Here is a 16,339-nt window from a genome sequence, read left to right as displayed (position 1 = left end):
CGTGGAACACCGATTAGCATTGTCAGGCCGCGTCACAGTCGCGGAACCGTCGTCCCCGGGAGTACCAGCCAGTGGCCCTGATCGTGCAGAAGTTCGGTGGATCCTCCGTCGCGGACGCCGAGAGCATCAAGCGCGTGGCGAAGCGGATCGTCGAGACGAAGAAGGCCGGCAACGACGTCGTCGTGGCCGTCTCGGCGATGGGCGACACCACCGACGAGCTCGTCGACCTGGCGCACTCCGTCACGCCGATCCCCGCCGGCCGCGAGCTCGACATGCTCCTCACCGCGGGGGAGCGCATCTCGATGGCGCTCCTCGCGATGGCGATCAAGAGCCTGGGGGTCGAAGCGTCCTCGTACACGGGCAGCCAGGCCGGCATGCTCACCGATGCCCAGCACGGCAAGGCCCGCATCGTCGACGTCACGCCGAAGCGCGTGCGCGAGGCGCTGGACGCCGGCCACGTCGCGATCGTGGCCGGGTTCCAGGGCTTCAACCGCACGACGGGCGAGATCACGACGCTCGGCCGTGGCGGTTCGGACACCACGGCCGTCGCCCTCGCCGCGGCGCTCGACGCCGACATCTGCGAGATCTACACCGACGTCGACGGCATCTTCACCGCCGACCCCCGCGTGGTCCCGAAGGCGAAGAAGGTCGACCGCATCACCAGCGAGGAGATGCTCGAACTCGCAGCCTCCGGTGCGAAGGTCCTCTACATCCGCGCCGTCGAGTACGCCCGCCGGCACGGTGTCACCCTGCACGTCCGCTCCTCCTTCAGCAACGCCGAGGGAACCATCGTCTACAACCCTGCAGAGGGGGAAACCGTGGAAGAACCGATCATCACCGGGATCGCCGGAGACCTCTCCGAGGGCAAGATCACCGTCGTCGGGGTACCCGACCAGCCCGGCAAGGCCGCCGAGATCTTCACGATCGTCGCCCGTGCCGGCGCGAACATCGACATGATCGTGCAGAACGTGTCCGAGGCCGTCACCGGCCGGACCGACATCTCCTTCACGCTGCCGAAGGACCAGGGCCAGGGCGTGCTCACCGCGCTCGAGGTCGCGAAGGCGGACATCGGGTACGAGGGCATCCAGTACGACGACCAGATCGGCAAGCTCGCGCTCGTCGGCGCCGGCATGCGGACGAACGCCGGTGTCTCCGCCGCGCTCTTCCGCGCCCTGCACGAGGCCTCGATCAACATCGAGATGATCTCCACCTCGGAGATCCGCATCTCGGTCGTCACCCGTGCCGACACCCTCAACGAGGCGATGCGCGTCGTGCACAGCGCCTTCGGCCTCGACGCCGACCAGGAAGCCGTCGTCTACGCCGGCACGGGCCGCTGAGCGCGGTCCCGCGAACGAGCAGGAGCACCACATGAGCACCACCGTCGCCGTCGTCGGCGCCACCGGCCAGGTCGGCGCCGTGATGCGTCGTCTCCTCGAGGAGCGCGCCTTCCCGGCCGACTCCGTGCGCTTCTTCGCGAGCGCCCGGTCCGCCGGCACGACGCTGCCGTTCCGCGGCGAGCAGATCGTCGTCGAGGACTCCGAGACCGCCGACCCGTCGGGCATCGACATCGCACTGTTCTCCGCCGGCGCCACCGCCTCGCGTGACCTCGCACCGAAGTTCGCGGCTGCGGGCGCGGTCGTGGTGGACAACTCCAGCGCCTGGCGGATGGACCCCGAGGTGCCCCTCGTCGTGAGCGAGGTCAACCCGCATGCGATCGCGGACGCCCCGAAGGGCATCATCGCGAACCCGAACTGCACGACGATGGCGATCATGCCCGTGCTCAAGGTGCTCGACTCCGAGGCCGGGTTGCGCCGCCTCGTCGCGACCACCTACCAGGCGGTCTCCGGTTCCGGGCTCGCGGGCGTCGAGGAGCTCCTCGGCCAGGCGAAGGCAGCGCTCGACCAGGACGCCGCCGCGCTCACGCACGACGGTTCCGCCGTCAGCTTCCCCGAACCGGTGAAGTACGTCCGCCCGATCGCCTTCGACGTGATCCCACTCGCCGGCAGCATCGTCGACGACGGCCTCGGTGAGACCGACGAGGAGAAGAAGCTCCGCAACGAGAGCCGGAAGATCCTCGAACTGCCCGACCTGCTCGTCGCGGGCACCTGCGTACGGGTGCCGGTGTTCACCGGCCACTCGATCTCGGTCAACGCCGAGTTCGACCGCCCGCTCTCGCCCGCGCGCGCCACCGAGCTGCTGGCGGACGCCCCCGGCGTCGAGCTGGCCGAGGTGCCGACGCCGCTCCAGGCAGCGGGACAGGACCCGTCGTTCGTGGGCCGCATCCGCGCCGACCAGTCCGCGCCGGAGGGGCACGGGCTCGCCCTCTTCGTGAGCAACGACAACCTGCGGAAGGGCGCAGCCCTGAACGCCGTGCAGATCGCCGAGACGATCCTCGCGCGTCGCGCCGTCGCGGTGTAGTCGACCAGTCCACGGACTGGAGGCGCGGGGCCGGCTGGCACCGCGCCTCCAGTCTGTGGACGGTGGCCCCACGCACACCGGACGCCGGTAGGATCGCGGGGTGGCAGTGAAGCAGGTGGACCCCATCGACGTCGTCCTGGTCGGGGGAGGGATCATGAGCGCCACCCTCGGCGCGATCATCCACCGGCTGGAACCCACCTGGCGCATCCGCGTCTACGAGCGGCTCGGTTCGGTCGCGCAGGAGAGCTCGAACCCGTGGAACAACGCGGGCACCGGGCACTCGGCGCTCTGCGAGCTGAACTACACGCCGGAGCTGCCGGACGGGCGCGTCGACATCGCGAAGGCCGTGACGGTCAACGAGCAGTTCCAGGTGTCGCGGCAGTTCTGGGCACACCTCGTCGAGACCGGTGCGCTGCCCGAGCCGTCGAACTTCATCAACCCGACGCCGCACATCTCGTTCGTCTGGGGCGCCGACAACGTCGAGTACATGCGCAAGCGGTACGAGGCGCTCAAGGACCACCCGCTCTTCGCGGGGATCCAGTACTCGGACGACCCGAAGCAGATCCGGCAGTGGGCGCCCGCGCTCATCCCCGGGCGCAAGAAGGACCAGCCCATCGCGGCGACCTACTCCGCCGCGGGCTCGGACGTCGACTTCGGATCGCTGACGCGACAGCTCTTCGACCAGCTCGAGATCGACGGCGTCGAGTTCGAGCCGTCCCACCAGGTCCGGAAGATCACCCGCTCGAAGGTCTCCGAGGGCTGGGTCCTCGACGTCCGCAACGACATCGGCCGTTCCACACAGCGCATCGCTGCGAAGTTCGTCTTCGTCGGCGCGGGCGGCGGGGCGCTCCAGCTGCTCCAGAAGTCCGGCATCCCGGAGATCCGCGGCTACGGCGGCTTCCCGGTGTCCGGCGAGTTCCTGCGCACGGACGACCCCGAGGTCGTGCAGAAGCACGCCGCGAAGGTGTACGGCAAGGCGAGCGTCGGCGCCCCGCCGATGTCGGTGCCGCACCTCGACACCCGCATCGTCGACGGTCACGCGTCCCTGATGTTCGGGCCGTACGCCGGGTTCAGCCCGAAGTTCCTCAAGCAGGGCTCGTTCCTCGACCTGTTCGCCTCGATCCGACCGCACAACCTCCGCCCGATGCTGAGCGTGGCGTTCTCGAACTTCGACCTCGTGCGGTACCTGGTCGGGCAGCTCCTCGCGTCGAAGCAGACGAAGTTCGACGCGCTGCGGGACTTCATGCCGAGTGCGGAGCCGGAGCACTGGCACCGGATCACCGCCGGGCAGCGCGTGCAGGTCATCAAGCCGGACCCGGAGAAGGGCGGCGTGCTGCAGTTCGGGACCGAGGTCATCACGGCGGCCGACGGTTCCATCGCCGGGCTGCTCGGCGCGAGCCCCGGCGCCTCGACCGCGGTGCCGATCATGCTCACCATGCTGCGGCGGTGCTTCCCGGACCGCTGGGCGACGTGGGAGCCCGCCGTCCGCGTCATGGTGCCGACCTACGGGCAGGACCTCGGGTCGGACCCGCAGCTCGCCGACGAGACGCTCGAGCGCACCGCCGCGGTCCTCGGTCTGCACCACTGACGCGACTCCGCTTGCGCGCTGTTCGAACGTGTGTTCGAATGGCGGCATGCGATGGAGTGGACAGGCGTTGAGCGCCGAGCGGAGCGACGCGCTCCCGGGGCTCGAGTCGAACAGTGGCCTCGTCCGGAGCGTCACGACGCCGGAGTTCGACGGCGTCACGTTCCACGAGGTCCTCGCCAAGAGCGCGCTGAACCGGGTGCCCGCGGCGGACGGCAGCGGGACGTACGGGTGGACGATCAACCCGTACCGCGGCTGCAGTCATGCGTGCGTGTACTGCTTCGCCCGTCCGACCCACACCTACCTCGAGTTCGACGGGGGTGCCGACTTCGACCAGCAGATCGTGGTGAAGACCAACGTCGCCGACGTCCTGCGGCGGGAGCTCGGGCGACCGAGCTGGGACCGCCACCCGGTCGCACTCGGCACGAACACCGACCCCTACCAGCGGGCCGAGGGCCGGTACCGACTGATGCCGGGGGTGATCCGGGCGCTGGCCGAGTCGGGCACCCCGTTCAGCATCCTCACGAAGGGCACGTTGCTCCGCCGTGACCTCCCGCTGCTGGTCGAGGCTTCACGGTCGGTGCCGGTCGACCTCGCGATGTCGATCGCGGTCTACGACGACGACCTGCAGCAGCAGGTGGAGTCGGGCACGCCGTCGACCACTGCGCGTCTGGCGACGGTGCGGGCGATCCGCGACGCCGGGCTCGACTGCGCCGTCTTCCTGATGCCGGTCCTGCCGTACATCACGGACACGCGCGCGCACCTCGACGACGCGATCGGCCGCGCGGCCGCAGCCGGGGCGACGAGCGTCATGTACTCCGCGCTGCACCTGCGCCCCGGGGTCAAGCCGTGGTGGTTCGCCTGGCTGCAGCGCGCCCGTCCCGACCTCGTCGCCCGGTACCGGTCGATGTACCTCGACAACACCTACGCACCGTCCGACTACCGGCGGTGGCTCGCGGAGCGGATCCGACCGATCCTGCGGTCGCACGGCCTCGGGCTCGGCACGGTCGATCCGGCGACCGGGTCGATGGGCTTCTCCGACCGGCCGGCGCAGCAGCGTCCGTCGACCGGCACCGTGGTGCGGACGGGGAGCCGTCCGACCGACGACCTGCTCGAGCAGTCCCGTCCGGTGCGGTCGCCGCTCAAGCGCGCCGCCCCGGATTTCGACCACCGACCGTCGTCGGGCGCTGTCGACGCGGCGGTCCCGACGTTGTTCTGAGGCCCGTGGGTCCGCGTTCGGGGGACAGGGATTCTCGGCGGGGGAGCGGTATCATCGGGGAGGTCGTCGTCAGCCCCGCCGTTCGGGGTACACGATCGTTCCTTCCGTGGTTGGATCGTGAACGGCGTTCCCGTCATCGGAAGGACACACCGATCGTGCTCGGCATCCCCACGCACCTCGCTCCGCGAGTCAACGCGTGGTCGACGGTGCGGGCCTTCCACGCGGCTGCGATCGGCTCCGTGGTGGCCGCGGCGGTCACGCTCGGGCTCTGGCGCCTCGCGGACCCCGACGTCCGGGTGGTCGGTGCCGTGCTCGCCCTCGTGCCGATGCTCGGCATGATCGGCGTGCACGTGCAGTTCGGCACGTGGCGGTCGGCCGTGGCCTTCCTGCTCGTCGGTGGCGCATCCGCGTGGTGGTTCGCGACAGTCGTGCAGCGCGAGGTGCCCACCGGATGGGTGACCTCCTACCTGCTGTCGCTCGCCGTCATCCCGCTGGTCCTCGTCGGCGGGGCCGGCGCGGTCGCGGGGCGCGTGGCGCTCTGGTCGATCGCCGGCTTCCTCGTCGGCCGCGGAGCCACGTCGCTCGCGGTCATGCAGACGGGCGGTCCACCGCACCCCCTCGCGCTCGCATGGGTCACCCTCGCGTTCGTGGTGGCCCTCGTCCTCGTCACCAGCCGGAACACCGCGCGGTCACAGCGGGTCCAGCCCGAGCTCCTGCGCTCCGCGCGTGAGGAGCACGTCTCCGCCTACCGTGCGGGGGTCGAGGCGGAGGCCGCGGCGATCCTGCACGACACCGTCCTGAACCACCTCGGGGCCATCGTGCTCGCCCCTGACGGCCCGATGGACGCCGAGCTCGCCCGCACCGTCGAGGCCGATCTCGCCGTGCTCACCGGCAAGGAGTGGCTCGCGCCCACCGGTGGTGCGGAGGAGCGCGACGCCGCTGCCGGACAGGGGGCGGCGGTACGAGCGTTCGGAGCGATGGTCGACGACCACCGCGCGCACGGGCTCGACGTCGCGGTGACCGGCGATCCTGCGGCGCTGGACCGTCTCGACCAGTCCGCGATGACCGCGGTCCTCCGGGCGGTCGGACAGTGCCTGGCGAACGTCCGCAAGCACGCCGGGGTGGACCACGCCGAGGTGAGCGTGTTCGACGACGGCGCCTCGTGCACCGTGATGGTGGTCGACGACGGCCGCGGGTTCGACGAGCGCGAGACCAGCCCGGACCGGATGGGGCTGCGCGGCTCGGTGCGCGAGCGCATCGGCCGGGTCGGCGGCGACGTGCAGGTCTGGTCGTCGCCCGGCTCCGGCACGAGCGTCATGATGACGGTGCCGTACGTCCCCGCCCCGACCCAGGGGATCCCGGTCGTGGCCGGCGCGGACGACGAGCAGGGGACGGGTCGGTGAGCCGCACCGCGCAGCAGTACGACCCGCTCGGCGCGATGGGCTCCCGCCCACTGGCCGTCGTGTTGGGTGCCGGCGGGGTGCTCTGGGCGCTCCTCGTGTCGTTGTTCGACCGCGACGTCGTCGGCAGCCCGTCGCTCAGCGCGCTCACGGTGCTGCTCGTCGCCGCATCCGGCGCAGTGGTCCTCGTCGCGTCGAGCCCGTTCCGTGCGCCGTTCCCGCGCTGGGCGTTCGTCGTCCACGTGGCGCTGCTCGTCGTCGCCACGGTGACGAGCATCGCGGCGCAGTGGGGTCCGGACCGCGACGCCCTGAACGACTTCATGACCCTGCTGACCGCCACCGGCATCGTGATGGTGGCTCCGTACCGCCCCTGGGGTGACCTGGCCGTCGGCGGTGCGGTGCTCGCGGTCGTGCAGGCCGTCGCCTGGGGCACGGCGGCCGCCGTCTTCCCGCACCAGGTGCCGGCCGTCGTCGCGGCCTTCATCGCAACGGCGCCGACCCTGGTCCTCACGGCCGCGTCCGCGGTGTTCGCGTGGACCTTCGCCGGCCTCGCGGAGCGGGTGCAGATCCGCGCCGGCTCCTACTCGGTGGCACGTGCCGAGCGGGACGGCATCGCGGCGAGCGTGCAGCAGGACCGCTCGACCGTGCTGTCCCGCGACGTCGCCCCGTTCCTCGCCGAACTCCGCACGCGCGAGGTGGTGACCGACGCCGACCGTGCCCGAGCACGGGCGATCGCCGACGACATCCGCCGCTCGATGGTCGCCGACGCCGACCGGACGTGGTTCGAGCACGCGATCGCATCCGAGGGCGCCGCCGACGCCGAGATCGACGACCCGGACGGGCTCATCGCCACGATGGACGCCGACCAGCGGACCGTCGTCCGGACGTTCCTCCGTGCTGCCCTGCGTGCCTCCACGGTCGACGCGGCGGGGTTCCGCGCCGTCGTCCGCCGGTCGCCGGAGGCCGACCGCCGCGTCACGGTCGACCTCGACCTCGCCGTCGCGGACTCCGACGTCGGCATCCACCGCACCTTCGACCCGTACCTCGCCGTCCTCCGCGTGACGTTCCCCGACCTCGACGTCGCGGTCCGACCGTCGGCCCTCGCACTAAGGTTCTCCTATGACCAGCACTGACCCGATCCGGATCACGGAGGGCGGCCCGGCTCTCCCGAACCCGGGGACACGACGCGTGCGGTTGGCGATCCTCGACGACCACGAGGTGCTCCTGGACAGCCTGTCCAGCTGGATCGCGGTGAACGCGTTCGACTTCGACCTCGCCCTGACCGCGCACACGTGGCTCGAGATGGTGCACAGCGAGAACTTCCCGACCGACCTCGTCTTCCTCGACTTCCAGCTCAAGGAGCCGGTGTCGATCGAGGCGCGCGTCCGCACCTGCCGTGCCGCGGGCGCGAAGGTGATCGTCCTGTCCAGCGTGGACAGCCGCGAGTCCCGCGACCGTGCGCTGGCAGCCGGCGCCGCGGCGTTCCTGTCGAAGTCGCTCCCGATGCGCGAGGTGATGGACGTCGCCCGCGAGATCATGGGCGTGGCCCGCGAGACGCCGCCGCAGCGCGACTGGCGCCCGCTGCCGACCGGGGCGAACGCGCACCAGCGGCCCAAGCTCAGCCACGGCGAAGAGGAAGCGCTCCGGCTCTACGTCTCCGGCTACTCGACGAACGAGGTCGCCGCCCAGATGAACGTGCAGTACGAGACCGCGAAGACCTACCTCCGTCGCGTCCGCGAGAAGTACAGCAAGGTCGGTCGCCCCGCCTCGAAGAAGTCGGACCTCATCCGCCGCGCAGCCGAGGACGGGTTCCTCGCGTAGTGGCGAAGCTCTACTTCCGCTACGGCGCGATGAACAGCGGCAAGAGCACGGGCCTGCTGCAGGCGGCGTACAACTACGAGGAGCGCGGGCACCGGGTCCTGCTCGCGAAGCCCGCGATCGACACCAAGGGCGACCGTGAGATCGTCTCCCGCCTCGGCGTCACCCGGACGGTCGACCTGGTCTTCGGGCCGGACGCCGACGTGCGCGACGCCGTCACGGCAGCAGGCGCAGTCGACCCCGCGTCCGACCGGCTCGACGGCATGGTGCGTCGGGTGAGCTGCGTGCTCGTCGACGAGGCGCAGTTCCTCACGCCGAAGCAGGTCGACGACCTCCTCCGCATCGCGGTCCTCGACGAGGTGCCGGTGATCGCCTACGGCATCCGGACCGACTTCCGCACCGAGGCGTTCCCCGGCAGCGCGCGCCTGCTCGAGGTCGCGCACTCGCTCGAGGAGCTCAAGACCATCTGCCGGTGCGGCCGGAAGGCCGTGTTCAACGCCCGGAAGGTCGACGGTCGCTTCGTCTTCGACGGCTCCCAGGTCGCCATCGACGGGGTCGACGTCACCTACGAGTCGCTCTGCGCGAACTGCTACCTCACCGAGTCCGGCGGACGGCTGGACGGCGACTGACGGCGCGCGTCGCCGAGACGCGACCCTGGGCGGACTGGAGGCGCGGTGCCCGCTGGCACCGCGCCTCCAGTCCGTCCGGTGGTGCGGAATGCGCGTGCGCCGACCGCGGTTGGGGACCACATGAGCGACGCTTCCGTGCACCTGTCCGTCCTCGACCTGGCCACCCGTGAGTACGGCCAGTCCAACACCGAGGCCCTGCAGGGGTCCATCGACATGGCGGTGCACGCCGAGCAGCTCGGGTACGAGCGGTTCTGGGTCGCCGAGCACCACGGCATGCCGGGCATCACCTCGTCCGCGCCGGCGGTGCTGCTCAGCGCGGTCGGGGCCGCGACGTCGACGATCCGCATCGGGTCGGGCGGCGTGATGCTGCCGAACCACGCGCCGCTGGTGATCGCGGAGCAGTTCGGCACGCTCCGGGCGCTGTACGGCGACCGCGTCGACCTCGGGATCGGGCGAGCCCCCGGCACCGACGGAGCCACCGCGATGGCGCTGCGTCGGACGGACCGGCTCGACGTGGACGACTTCCCGCAGCAGCTCGCCGACCTGATCGGCTTCTTCACCGGCATGGCCGCGGACGACCCGCTGGCCCGGATCCGCGCCGTACCCGGGTACGGCGACGTGCCCGAGTTCTGGCTGCTCGGGTCCTCCGGGTACAGCGCACAGGTCGCCGGGGCACTCGGCGTCTCGTTCGCGTTCGCGCACCACTTCGCCTCGGACAACACCGAGGCGGCGCTCGCGCTCTACCGCGACTCGTTCCGTCCCTCGCGCTTCCGGTCCGAGCCGAACGCGCTGATCGGCGTGCAGGTCGTGACCGACGAGGACCCGGCCGTGATCGAGGAGCAGAGCGCGCCGGGCATGATCTCCTTCATCCGCATGCGCCAGGGTGCGAAGCCCGAGCCGGTGTCGATGGACGAGGCCCGGGCGTACGAGTTCTCGGACCTCGAACGGCGGTTCATCGCCGCGCGCACCGAGCGGCAGGCCTACGGGTCCCGCGACGAGGTGGCGGCGAAGATCAACGCCCTCGTCGAGTCCACCGGTGCGGACGGCGTGATCGTGTCGCCCGGGGCGGCGCAGGCGCGCTACCGGCACCAGGCGCTGGACGTCGTCGCGGCGCTGCACGCCGAGGGGCGGCTCGTGCGCGCCGGCGCCGCGGTCTAGCCGCGGGCGTCAGCCGAGCAGCCCGAGGCGGTTCGCGGCGGCGATCGCGCCGACGCGGGACCCGACGTCGAGCTTGCGGAACACGTTGTACACGTGCCGCTTCACCGTGCCGACGGCCAGCCCCAGGTCCGCGGCGATCTGCGCGTTCGACCGGGCCGCCGCGACGAGCCGCAGGACCTCGAGTTCGCGGTCGCTGAGCGGGGTGCCCGCCCGCGCCTCGGTGACCAGGTCCACCGGGAACGTCACGGGCGCGGCGTCCTTCCGTGTCGCCCGGACGATGCGGTCGACGAGCTCGCGGCTCGGGGTGTCCTTCGTCACGAAGTCGACCGCGCCGGCGTCGAGCAGCGCCCGGCGCAGGACGGCGTCGCGGTGCATCGTCAGCACGACGACCCGGATGTGCGGGTGGGTGCGGCGCACGGTCGCGATCGTGGTCCGTGCCGGCGGTCCGTCCAGTTCGACGTCGAGCAGCAGGACGTCGATCGCCGCAGCCTCGGGAGAGCCGAGCACGTCGGCCGGGCGCTCGCCGTGCGCGACCACGCGGATCGTCGGGACGGCGGCGAGCAGCGTCGCGAGGCCTTCGCGGAAGAGCCGGTGGTCGTCGACGAGCGCCACGTGGGTGATGCCGGTCACGCGGACCCCCTCGGAAGGGTCAGACGGACGGTCGTGCCTGCGCCGGGAGCGCTCTGTACGTCGAGGCGGGCGCCGAGCACGCCCGCCCGCTCGCGCATGGTGTGCTGCCCGAGACGTCCCTCGGCGTCGGTGCCCGTGACGAAGCCCGGACCGTCGTCGTGCACCGTGACGACCACCGCCGTGTCGGACCACACGAAGGAGACTGTGGCGGTCGACCCGGGTGCGTGCTTGCGCCGGTTGGTGAGCGCCTCGAGCAGGATCGTCAACGCCTCCTCGGCCTTCCAGTTCGGCAGCGTGCCCGCGACGCCGGTGGTCGTGATCGTGAGTCGGTCGTCCCCGGGGAAGAGGTCGTCGACGTGGCGGCGCAGCGCGTCGTCCAGCCGGTCGTCGCCGACCCGCGCGTGCAGGGCGACCGCGAGGTCCTGCACGTCGGCCAGTGCAGCGCGCAGGAGCCGTCCGGCGGCCTCCAGCTGGTGTGTCCGGTCTGGAGCCGGGGGGTCGGTGAGCAGCACGAGGTCGAGTCGCTGCAGGCCGGCCAGCACGCCGTGGGCGACGCGGTCGTGCAGGTCGCGGGCGATCTGTGCCCGCGAGTCGAGGTTCGTCGTCGTGACCCGCTGCCGAAGTGCCTCGGTGTAGGCGATGGCACCCGCCGGGAACCGGCTCCAGACGCCGGCGTGCAGGGCGCGGGTCGCGCGGAGCACCTCCTCCGTCGTGCGCGCACCGACCTCGTCGACGAACACCGGCAGGTAGGCGTCGAAGAGCATCTCGGCGGCGAGCATCGCACCGGCCGGGTGCTGGGCGTGCTCGGCGTGCAGGGCACCGGTCGCGAGGTGGTCGGGGTCGAGGTACCGGTCGCTGACGATGCTGTCCGCTCCGGCGTCCGAGGCATACCGCTCGTGCGCGTCGGCGACCATCGACGTGACGTTCTCGACCAGGCTCTGTGCGAGCACCGGGTCGTCGGCGAGGTCCGGGAAGCGGGTCCCGATCTCGTGCAGGACGGCGGCGAGCGGCGCGGGGATGGTCATGACGGTTGTGAGCGTAGCGGGGGAGCGGCGCCGGAGGAGTGCCCGAGGGGGACGGTGTGCCGGTGGACACAGTCTCGACGGGGTCGGTCACGCCGGCCGCGGGTCCGTCAGCCAGAGCACGAGCAGGAGTCCGAGCGGCACGGCCCCGATCAGCACGGACCACGACCAGCGTGTGCGTACGGATCGTCCGCTCAGCACGACCGACGTCATCGCGAGCACCGCGCCGACGACGACGTGCGTCCCCCAGAGAGCCGCGCCGGTCCGGAACGAGACGGCATCATGCCCCGATGGTGTGCCTTGGGGGAGCGTCAGGGCCAGGACCGGGACAGCGGCGAGACCGAGCAGGAGCCACCCGATCCACAGCGCGGCGTGCCCTGCCGACCGGGGGAGGACCGGACGGAGTGCGGCGACCGCGGCGGGTGGGAGGACGATGAGCGGGAGCAGGAGCAGACCGGCCCCGGCGTAGGTCCGGCCGGGGTCCGCCGACGGACCGACGCTGAGCGGGAGCAGCACGTTCCAGAGGTACGCGGCGACCAGCACGGCGGGCACGAGTGCCAGGACGACCACCGAGGCGAGGACCCGGAGGACGATGCGGATCGAACGAGGCACGCTGCGACGGTACGGCCGACCGAGCGGCGAGTGCGAGCCGAGTGCGGCTGGTGTGCCGGTGGACACAGCGCGGCGACGCGGGAAGAGCAGAAGCCCGGGTCCGAGGACCCGGGCTTCTTCACTGTCTCAACACAGTGTCGGGGTGACAGGATTTGAACCTGCGACCTCCTCGTCCCGAACGAGGCGCGCTACCAAGCTGCGCCACACCCCGCGGTGTGGTCACTCCGTACCGGAGCAACCCCAGAAGTCTATCCGATGTTCGGGGGTGCTCGTGACCATCCGGCGAACTCCCGGGCGCGTCGCCCGAGGGGGCTCAGCCGGTCCGAGCCGTGAGCGTGACGACGACGGCTTCGGGACGGACGGCGAACCGCACGGGCGCGTAGATCGACGTGCCGAGGCCGGCCGAGACCTCGAGCCAGGTCCAGTGCCCACGGTGCTGCCACTTGTGCAGGCCGCTCGCGTACCGACGCGGGAGGTCGCAGTTCGTGACCAGTGCGCCCACACCCGGGACGGCGACCTGCCCACCGTGGGTGTGCCCGGCGAAGACCACGTCGGCGCCCTGGGTGACGAAGGCATCGAGCACCCGTCGGTACGGCGCGTGCGTGATGCCGATCGCGACCGGGGACGGGCCGTCCTCGTCCTCCGACCAGGGGACGTCGCTCCGCATCTCGTCGACGTTCGTCGGGAGGAGGTCGAGGCGGTCCCAGCCGCGGTGGGCATCGGACGTGCCGAAGAGCTCGAGCCGCGAGCCACGCAGTTCGATCGCGTGCGCCCGGTCGTTGACGTCGAGCCAGCCGAGGGACTCGAAGAACGCCGTCTGCCGGTCGATGTCGAGCTCGACGGGACGGCGGTCCGAGTGGCCACGACTCGGACCGGAGAAGTACTTCAGCGGGTTGCGCGGGGTGGGCCCGTAGAAGTCGTTCGATCCGTAGGCGAACGCACCGGGGACGCCGCGGAACGGCTCGAGGGCGTACTCGACCGCCGAGTTGGCCGTGGCGTGCCCGAGGTTGTCCCCGGTGTTCACCACGAAGTCCGGCTCGACGAGGCTGAGGTCCCGCAGCCACTGCTGCTTGTCCGCCTGCCACGGTGCCATGTGGATGTCGGACAGGTGCAGGACGGTGATGTCCCGCGAACCGACGGGCAGCACGGGGACGGTCTCCCAGCGCAGACCGAAGCGGCGACGCTCGACGAGGGAGCCCCACGCCGCCGTCGCCGCTCCGGCTGCCGCGCCAGCTGCGAGGACCCCGAGCGTGGCGCGGCCGCGACTCACTTGCAGTCCTTCGGCGCCTTGCCGTTCTTGTCGCCGTAGAGCTTCAGCGACACCGGGGTGTCCTTCGTCGCGGCCGTGCCCGGGGCCGGGGCGACCGCGGCGACCTTGCACTGGTCCTCGTCGGCACCCTTGGCGTACTCATCGAGCACGGAGACGTTCGTGAAGCCGGCGTTGCCGAGTTCCGAGCGGGCGTCCTGCAGGCTCTTGCCCGGGAGGTTCGGCACCTTCGTCTGCGAGCCGTCCGAGGTGTACACCGTGACGCTCGCCCCCCGCGACAGGAACGAACCGGGCGTCGGTGACGTCGAGGACACGGTTCCGGCGGCCCCGGAACCCGGCTGCGCCCCGCCGTCGACGTAGTTGAAGCCGGCGTTGGCGAGGGTCGAGCGGGCGTCCGCGGCAGACTTGCCGGTCACGTCGGGGACCTGGAGGCTGTTGCCGCGGATCGCGGTCGGGGCCGGGTCGGTGAAGACGCCGCCCGGGTAGGCCGCGTTCACCGGCGTCTGCGCCTGGCGCCACACGTCGGCACGGACGCCGGCGTAGGTACCGTTCACACCGTTCGAGAAGTGCCGGAGGTTGAGCTTCTTGCCGTTCGTGTTGCCCTGCCAGTACGCGGTGGCGACGCGGGTGCTCGCGCCCACGAGCCAGATCTGCTCGGCCTCGTCGGTGGTTCCCGTCTTGGCGAACATCTGGGTGCCGTCGTAGGTCTGGGCGCCTCGGGCGGTACCGCTCGTGATCGTGCGCTTCATGGCGTAGACAGCGGTCTGGGCGACGGCCGGGTCGACAGCCTGCTTGCAGTCCTTCGTCTGGCCGCCGAGCTTCTTGCCCTCCGGGTCGGTCACCTGGTCGATCGCCGTCGGTGCGCAGAAGATGCCGTTGTTCGCGATGCCGGCGTAAGCGGCGGCCATCGTCAGCGGGGCGATCTCGTTCGTCCCGAGGATGAACGACGGGTTCTTCCGCAGCTCGGTGGCATCGGCGCGGTGCACGCCGAAGTTCTCTGCCATCGTCTTGATGTCGCAGAGGTCGAGCTTCTGGGCCATCGAGGCGAAGGCACCGTTGATGGAGCCGGCGGTCGCGCCGATGACGCTGTAGTTGCCGTTCTCACCGGGGGAGTCGTTCGACACCTTGAACTGCGTGTAGTCCGTCGCGCCGCAGATCGTCCACGGGGACACGGTGCGGGCGGTGCCGTTCACGGTCTCGTTGAGACCGTGGCCGGACTTGATCCAGTCGAGCAGCGTGAACGCCTTGAACGTCGACCCGGTCTGGAAGCCCTTCGAGCTGCCGTACTTCTCGTCCACGGAGTAGTTCAGCGACGTCGAGGTGGGCGCCGACTTGAGCGACTGGTCGAAGTCCTTGTTCTGGGCCATGGTCAGGATGCGGCCCGTGCCGACCTCGACCGAGTCGAGCGTCGCACCGAGTGCGATGCGCGTCTCCGCCTTGTTGTCGTACGTGTTGAGGATCTGCTTCTGCGCGGCGTTCAGACCGATGTCGAGCGTGGTCTGGATCTGGTACCCACCGTTGCGCCAGGCGGTGTCGCGTTCCTTCTGGCTCGCGCCGAGCTGCGACATCTCCTTGACGACCTTGACGGCGTAGTCGCAGAAGAACTGGGAGCCGTCGCCGACCGATGCCCGGCAACCCTGCGACGGAGCGGTCAGCTTGACGTAGTCCTTCGGGTTCGCCGCGACGGCCTGGTCGTACTCGGCCTTCGTCAGGTGCTTCTGCGCGTACATCGACTTGAGGATGACGTTGCGGCGCGCGACGTTCGCCTCGTACTTCGACGGGTTCGAGAGGTTGCGGGCCTCGGGGTACTGCACGATCGCGATGAGCGAGGCCGCCTCGGCCGGGCTCAGGTCGGTCGCGTTCTTGTTGTAGTAGTGCTGCGCGGCGGCCTGCACGCCGTAGGTCTGGTCGCCGAAGTACGCGATGTTGAGGTACCCGGTGAGGATCTCCTTGTGCGAGTACTTCTTCGCGAGCCCGATCGCGAGCTTCATCTCCTCGAGCTTGCGGGGGATGGTCTGCTCGGTCGCGTCGGCGTAGGCCTTCTGCTGCTCCTCCTTCGTGGGGAGCTCCAGCGCCTGGTTCATCTTGATGTTGCGGACGAGCTGCATCGTGAGCGTCGAACCGCCACCGGAGTCGCCCAGGCCGCCGGCGATGCTGCCCACACCGGCGCGGACGAGCGAGGTCATGTCGACGCCGCCGTGGTCGTAGAAGCGCTTGTCCTCGCCGTCGATCGCGGCGTTCTTCAGCTGGTCGCTGATCTGCTCGTACTTCAGCTCCTGACGGTTCTGGTCGTAGACCGTCGCGAAGTGGACCGACTTGCCGCCCTTGTAGGCGTACAGCTCGTTGCGCTGCGGGAGGTCACCGATCTCGATGTACTCCGGGAGCGACTCGAACACGCCGATCGTCGAGGTCGTGGTCACACCGGCCACCGCGATCGCCGGCGTGACACCGATCGTGACGAGGAGACCGGCCAGCGCGCTGAAGCCGACGAACCCGACGAAGGCGCCGATCGCGGAGGCAGGCTTGGTCCGCGAGGCAGACGACTTCTGGGCAGACATAGGATGCAGCCTAAACGACACCG

The 16,339-nt window shown here is 70.9% G+C and carries 14 protein-coding genes and 1 tRNA gene; 9 read left to right on the top strand and 6 right to left on the bottom strand.

What is annotated here, in order from left to right; translation table 11 throughout:
• Positions 1-71: 71 nt before the first annotated feature.
• The 9 genes from ACY3FI_RS10990 (at position 72) to ACY3FI_RS10950 (ending at position 10,227) form a co-directional block, all read left to right on the top strand.
• A complete protein-coding gene (locus ACY3FI_RS10990) occupies positions 72-1,337 on the top strand; it encodes an aspartate kinase (RefSeq protein WP_462547573.1) in 1,266 nt (421 codons plus the stop codon).
• A 31-nt stretch (positions 1,338-1,368) separates the two neighbouring features.
• Positions 1,369-2,418 carry an aspartate-semialdehyde dehydrogenase gene (locus tag ACY3FI_RS10985; protein ID WP_462547572.1) on the top strand — a complete coding sequence of 350 codons (1,050 nt, stop codon included), beginning with the start codon at positions 1,369-1,371 and terminating at the stop codon, positions 2,416-2,418.
• 100 nt (positions 2,419-2,518) lie between these two features.
• Complete coding sequence (locus tag ACY3FI_RS10980; protein WP_462547571.1) at positions 2,519-4,006, top strand: malate:quinone oxidoreductase; 1,488 nt, start codon at positions 2,519-2,521, stop codon at positions 4,004-4,006.
• Between the two features lie 46 nt (positions 4,007-4,052).
• Positions 4,053-5,222 carry an Rv2578c family radical SAM protein gene (locus ACY3FI_RS10975; RefSeq protein WP_462547570.1) on the top strand — a complete coding sequence of 390 codons (1,170 nt, stop codon included), beginning with the start codon at positions 4,053-4,055 and terminating at the stop codon, positions 5,220-5,222.
• A 155-nt stretch (positions 5,223-5,377) separates the two neighbouring features.
• Complete coding sequence (locus tag ACY3FI_RS10970; RefSeq protein WP_462547569.1) at positions 5,378-6,625, top strand: sensor histidine kinase; 1,248 nt, start codon at positions 5,378-5,380, stop codon at positions 6,623-6,625.
• The gene (locus ACY3FI_RS10965; protein WP_462547568.1) at positions 6,622-7,755 is read left to right on the top strand and encodes a hypothetical protein; all 1,134 of its coding nucleotides are present in this window, start codon (positions 6,622-6,624) and stop codon (positions 7,753-7,755) included. Before ACY3FI_RS10970 ends, ACY3FI_RS10965 begins: the two co-directional genes overlap by 4 nt.
• A complete protein-coding gene (locus tag ACY3FI_RS10960; protein ID WP_462547567.1) occupies positions 7,742-8,443 on the top strand; it encodes a response regulator transcription factor in 702 nt (233 codons plus the stop codon). The genes ACY3FI_RS10965 and ACY3FI_RS10960 overlap by 14 nt, the downstream gene beginning before the upstream one ends.
• On the top strand, positions 8,443-9,069 hold the full coding sequence (locus tag ACY3FI_RS10955; RefSeq protein ID WP_462547566.1) for a thymidine kinase: 627 nt from the start codon (positions 8,443-8,445) through the stop codon (positions 9,067-9,069). Before ACY3FI_RS10960 ends, ACY3FI_RS10955 begins: the two co-directional genes overlap by 1 nt.
• A 120-nt stretch (positions 9,070-9,189) precedes the next feature.
• The gene (locus tag ACY3FI_RS10950; protein ID WP_462547565.1) at positions 9,190-10,227 is read left to right on the top strand and encodes an LLM class flavin-dependent oxidoreductase; all 1,038 of its coding nucleotides are present in this window, start codon (positions 9,190-9,192) and stop codon (positions 10,225-10,227) included.
• A 9-nt stretch (positions 10,228-10,236) separates the two neighbouring features.
• Here the strand turns inward: ACY3FI_RS10950 and ACY3FI_RS10945 are convergent, their stop codons facing one another.
• The 6 genes from ACY3FI_RS10945 to ACY3FI_RS10920 all read right to left on the bottom strand — a co-directional run bounded on the left by ACY3FI_RS10945 (position 10,237) and on the right by ACY3FI_RS10920 (position 16,316).
• Positions 10,237-10,857 carry a response regulator gene (locus tag ACY3FI_RS10945; protein WP_462547564.1) on the bottom strand — a complete coding sequence of 207 codons (621 nt, stop codon included), beginning with the start codon at positions 10,855-10,857 and terminating at the stop codon, positions 10,237-10,239.
• Complete coding sequence (locus tag ACY3FI_RS10940) at positions 10,854-11,882, bottom strand: sensor histidine kinase (protein WP_462547563.1); 1,029 nt, start codon at positions 11,880-11,882, stop codon at positions 10,854-10,856. The genes ACY3FI_RS10945 and ACY3FI_RS10940 overlap by 4 nt, the downstream gene beginning before the upstream one ends.
• A gap of 87 nt (positions 11,883-11,969) precedes the next feature.
• Positions 11,970-12,491 carry a hypothetical protein gene (locus tag ACY3FI_RS10935; protein WP_462547562.1) on the bottom strand — a complete coding sequence of 174 codons (522 nt, stop codon included), beginning with the start codon at positions 12,489-12,491 and terminating at the stop codon, positions 11,970-11,972.
• Between the two features lie 137 nt (positions 12,492-12,628).
• Positions 12,629-12,702 (bottom strand) — tRNA-Pro (locus tag ACY3FI_RS10930).
• Positions 12,703-12,804: 102 nt separating this feature from the next.
• Positions 12,805-13,761: a metallophosphoesterase gene (locus ACY3FI_RS10925; protein WP_462547561.1), complete on the bottom strand. Its 957-nt coding sequence runs from the start codon at positions 13,759-13,761 to the stop codon at positions 12,805-12,807.
• A complete protein-coding gene (locus ACY3FI_RS10920; protein ID WP_462547560.1) occupies positions 13,758-16,316 on the bottom strand; it encodes a transglycosylase domain-containing protein in 2,559 nt (852 codons plus the stop codon). Before ACY3FI_RS10920 ends, ACY3FI_RS10925 begins: the two co-directional genes overlap by 4 nt.
• Positions 16,317-16,339 lie beyond the last annotated feature (23 nt).

It is taken from the genome of Curtobacterium sp. RM9 (assembly GCF_054956955.1).
The sequence above is the reverse complement of the archived record's forward strand: the minus strand, read 5'-3'. Positions and strand labels throughout refer to the sequence as shown.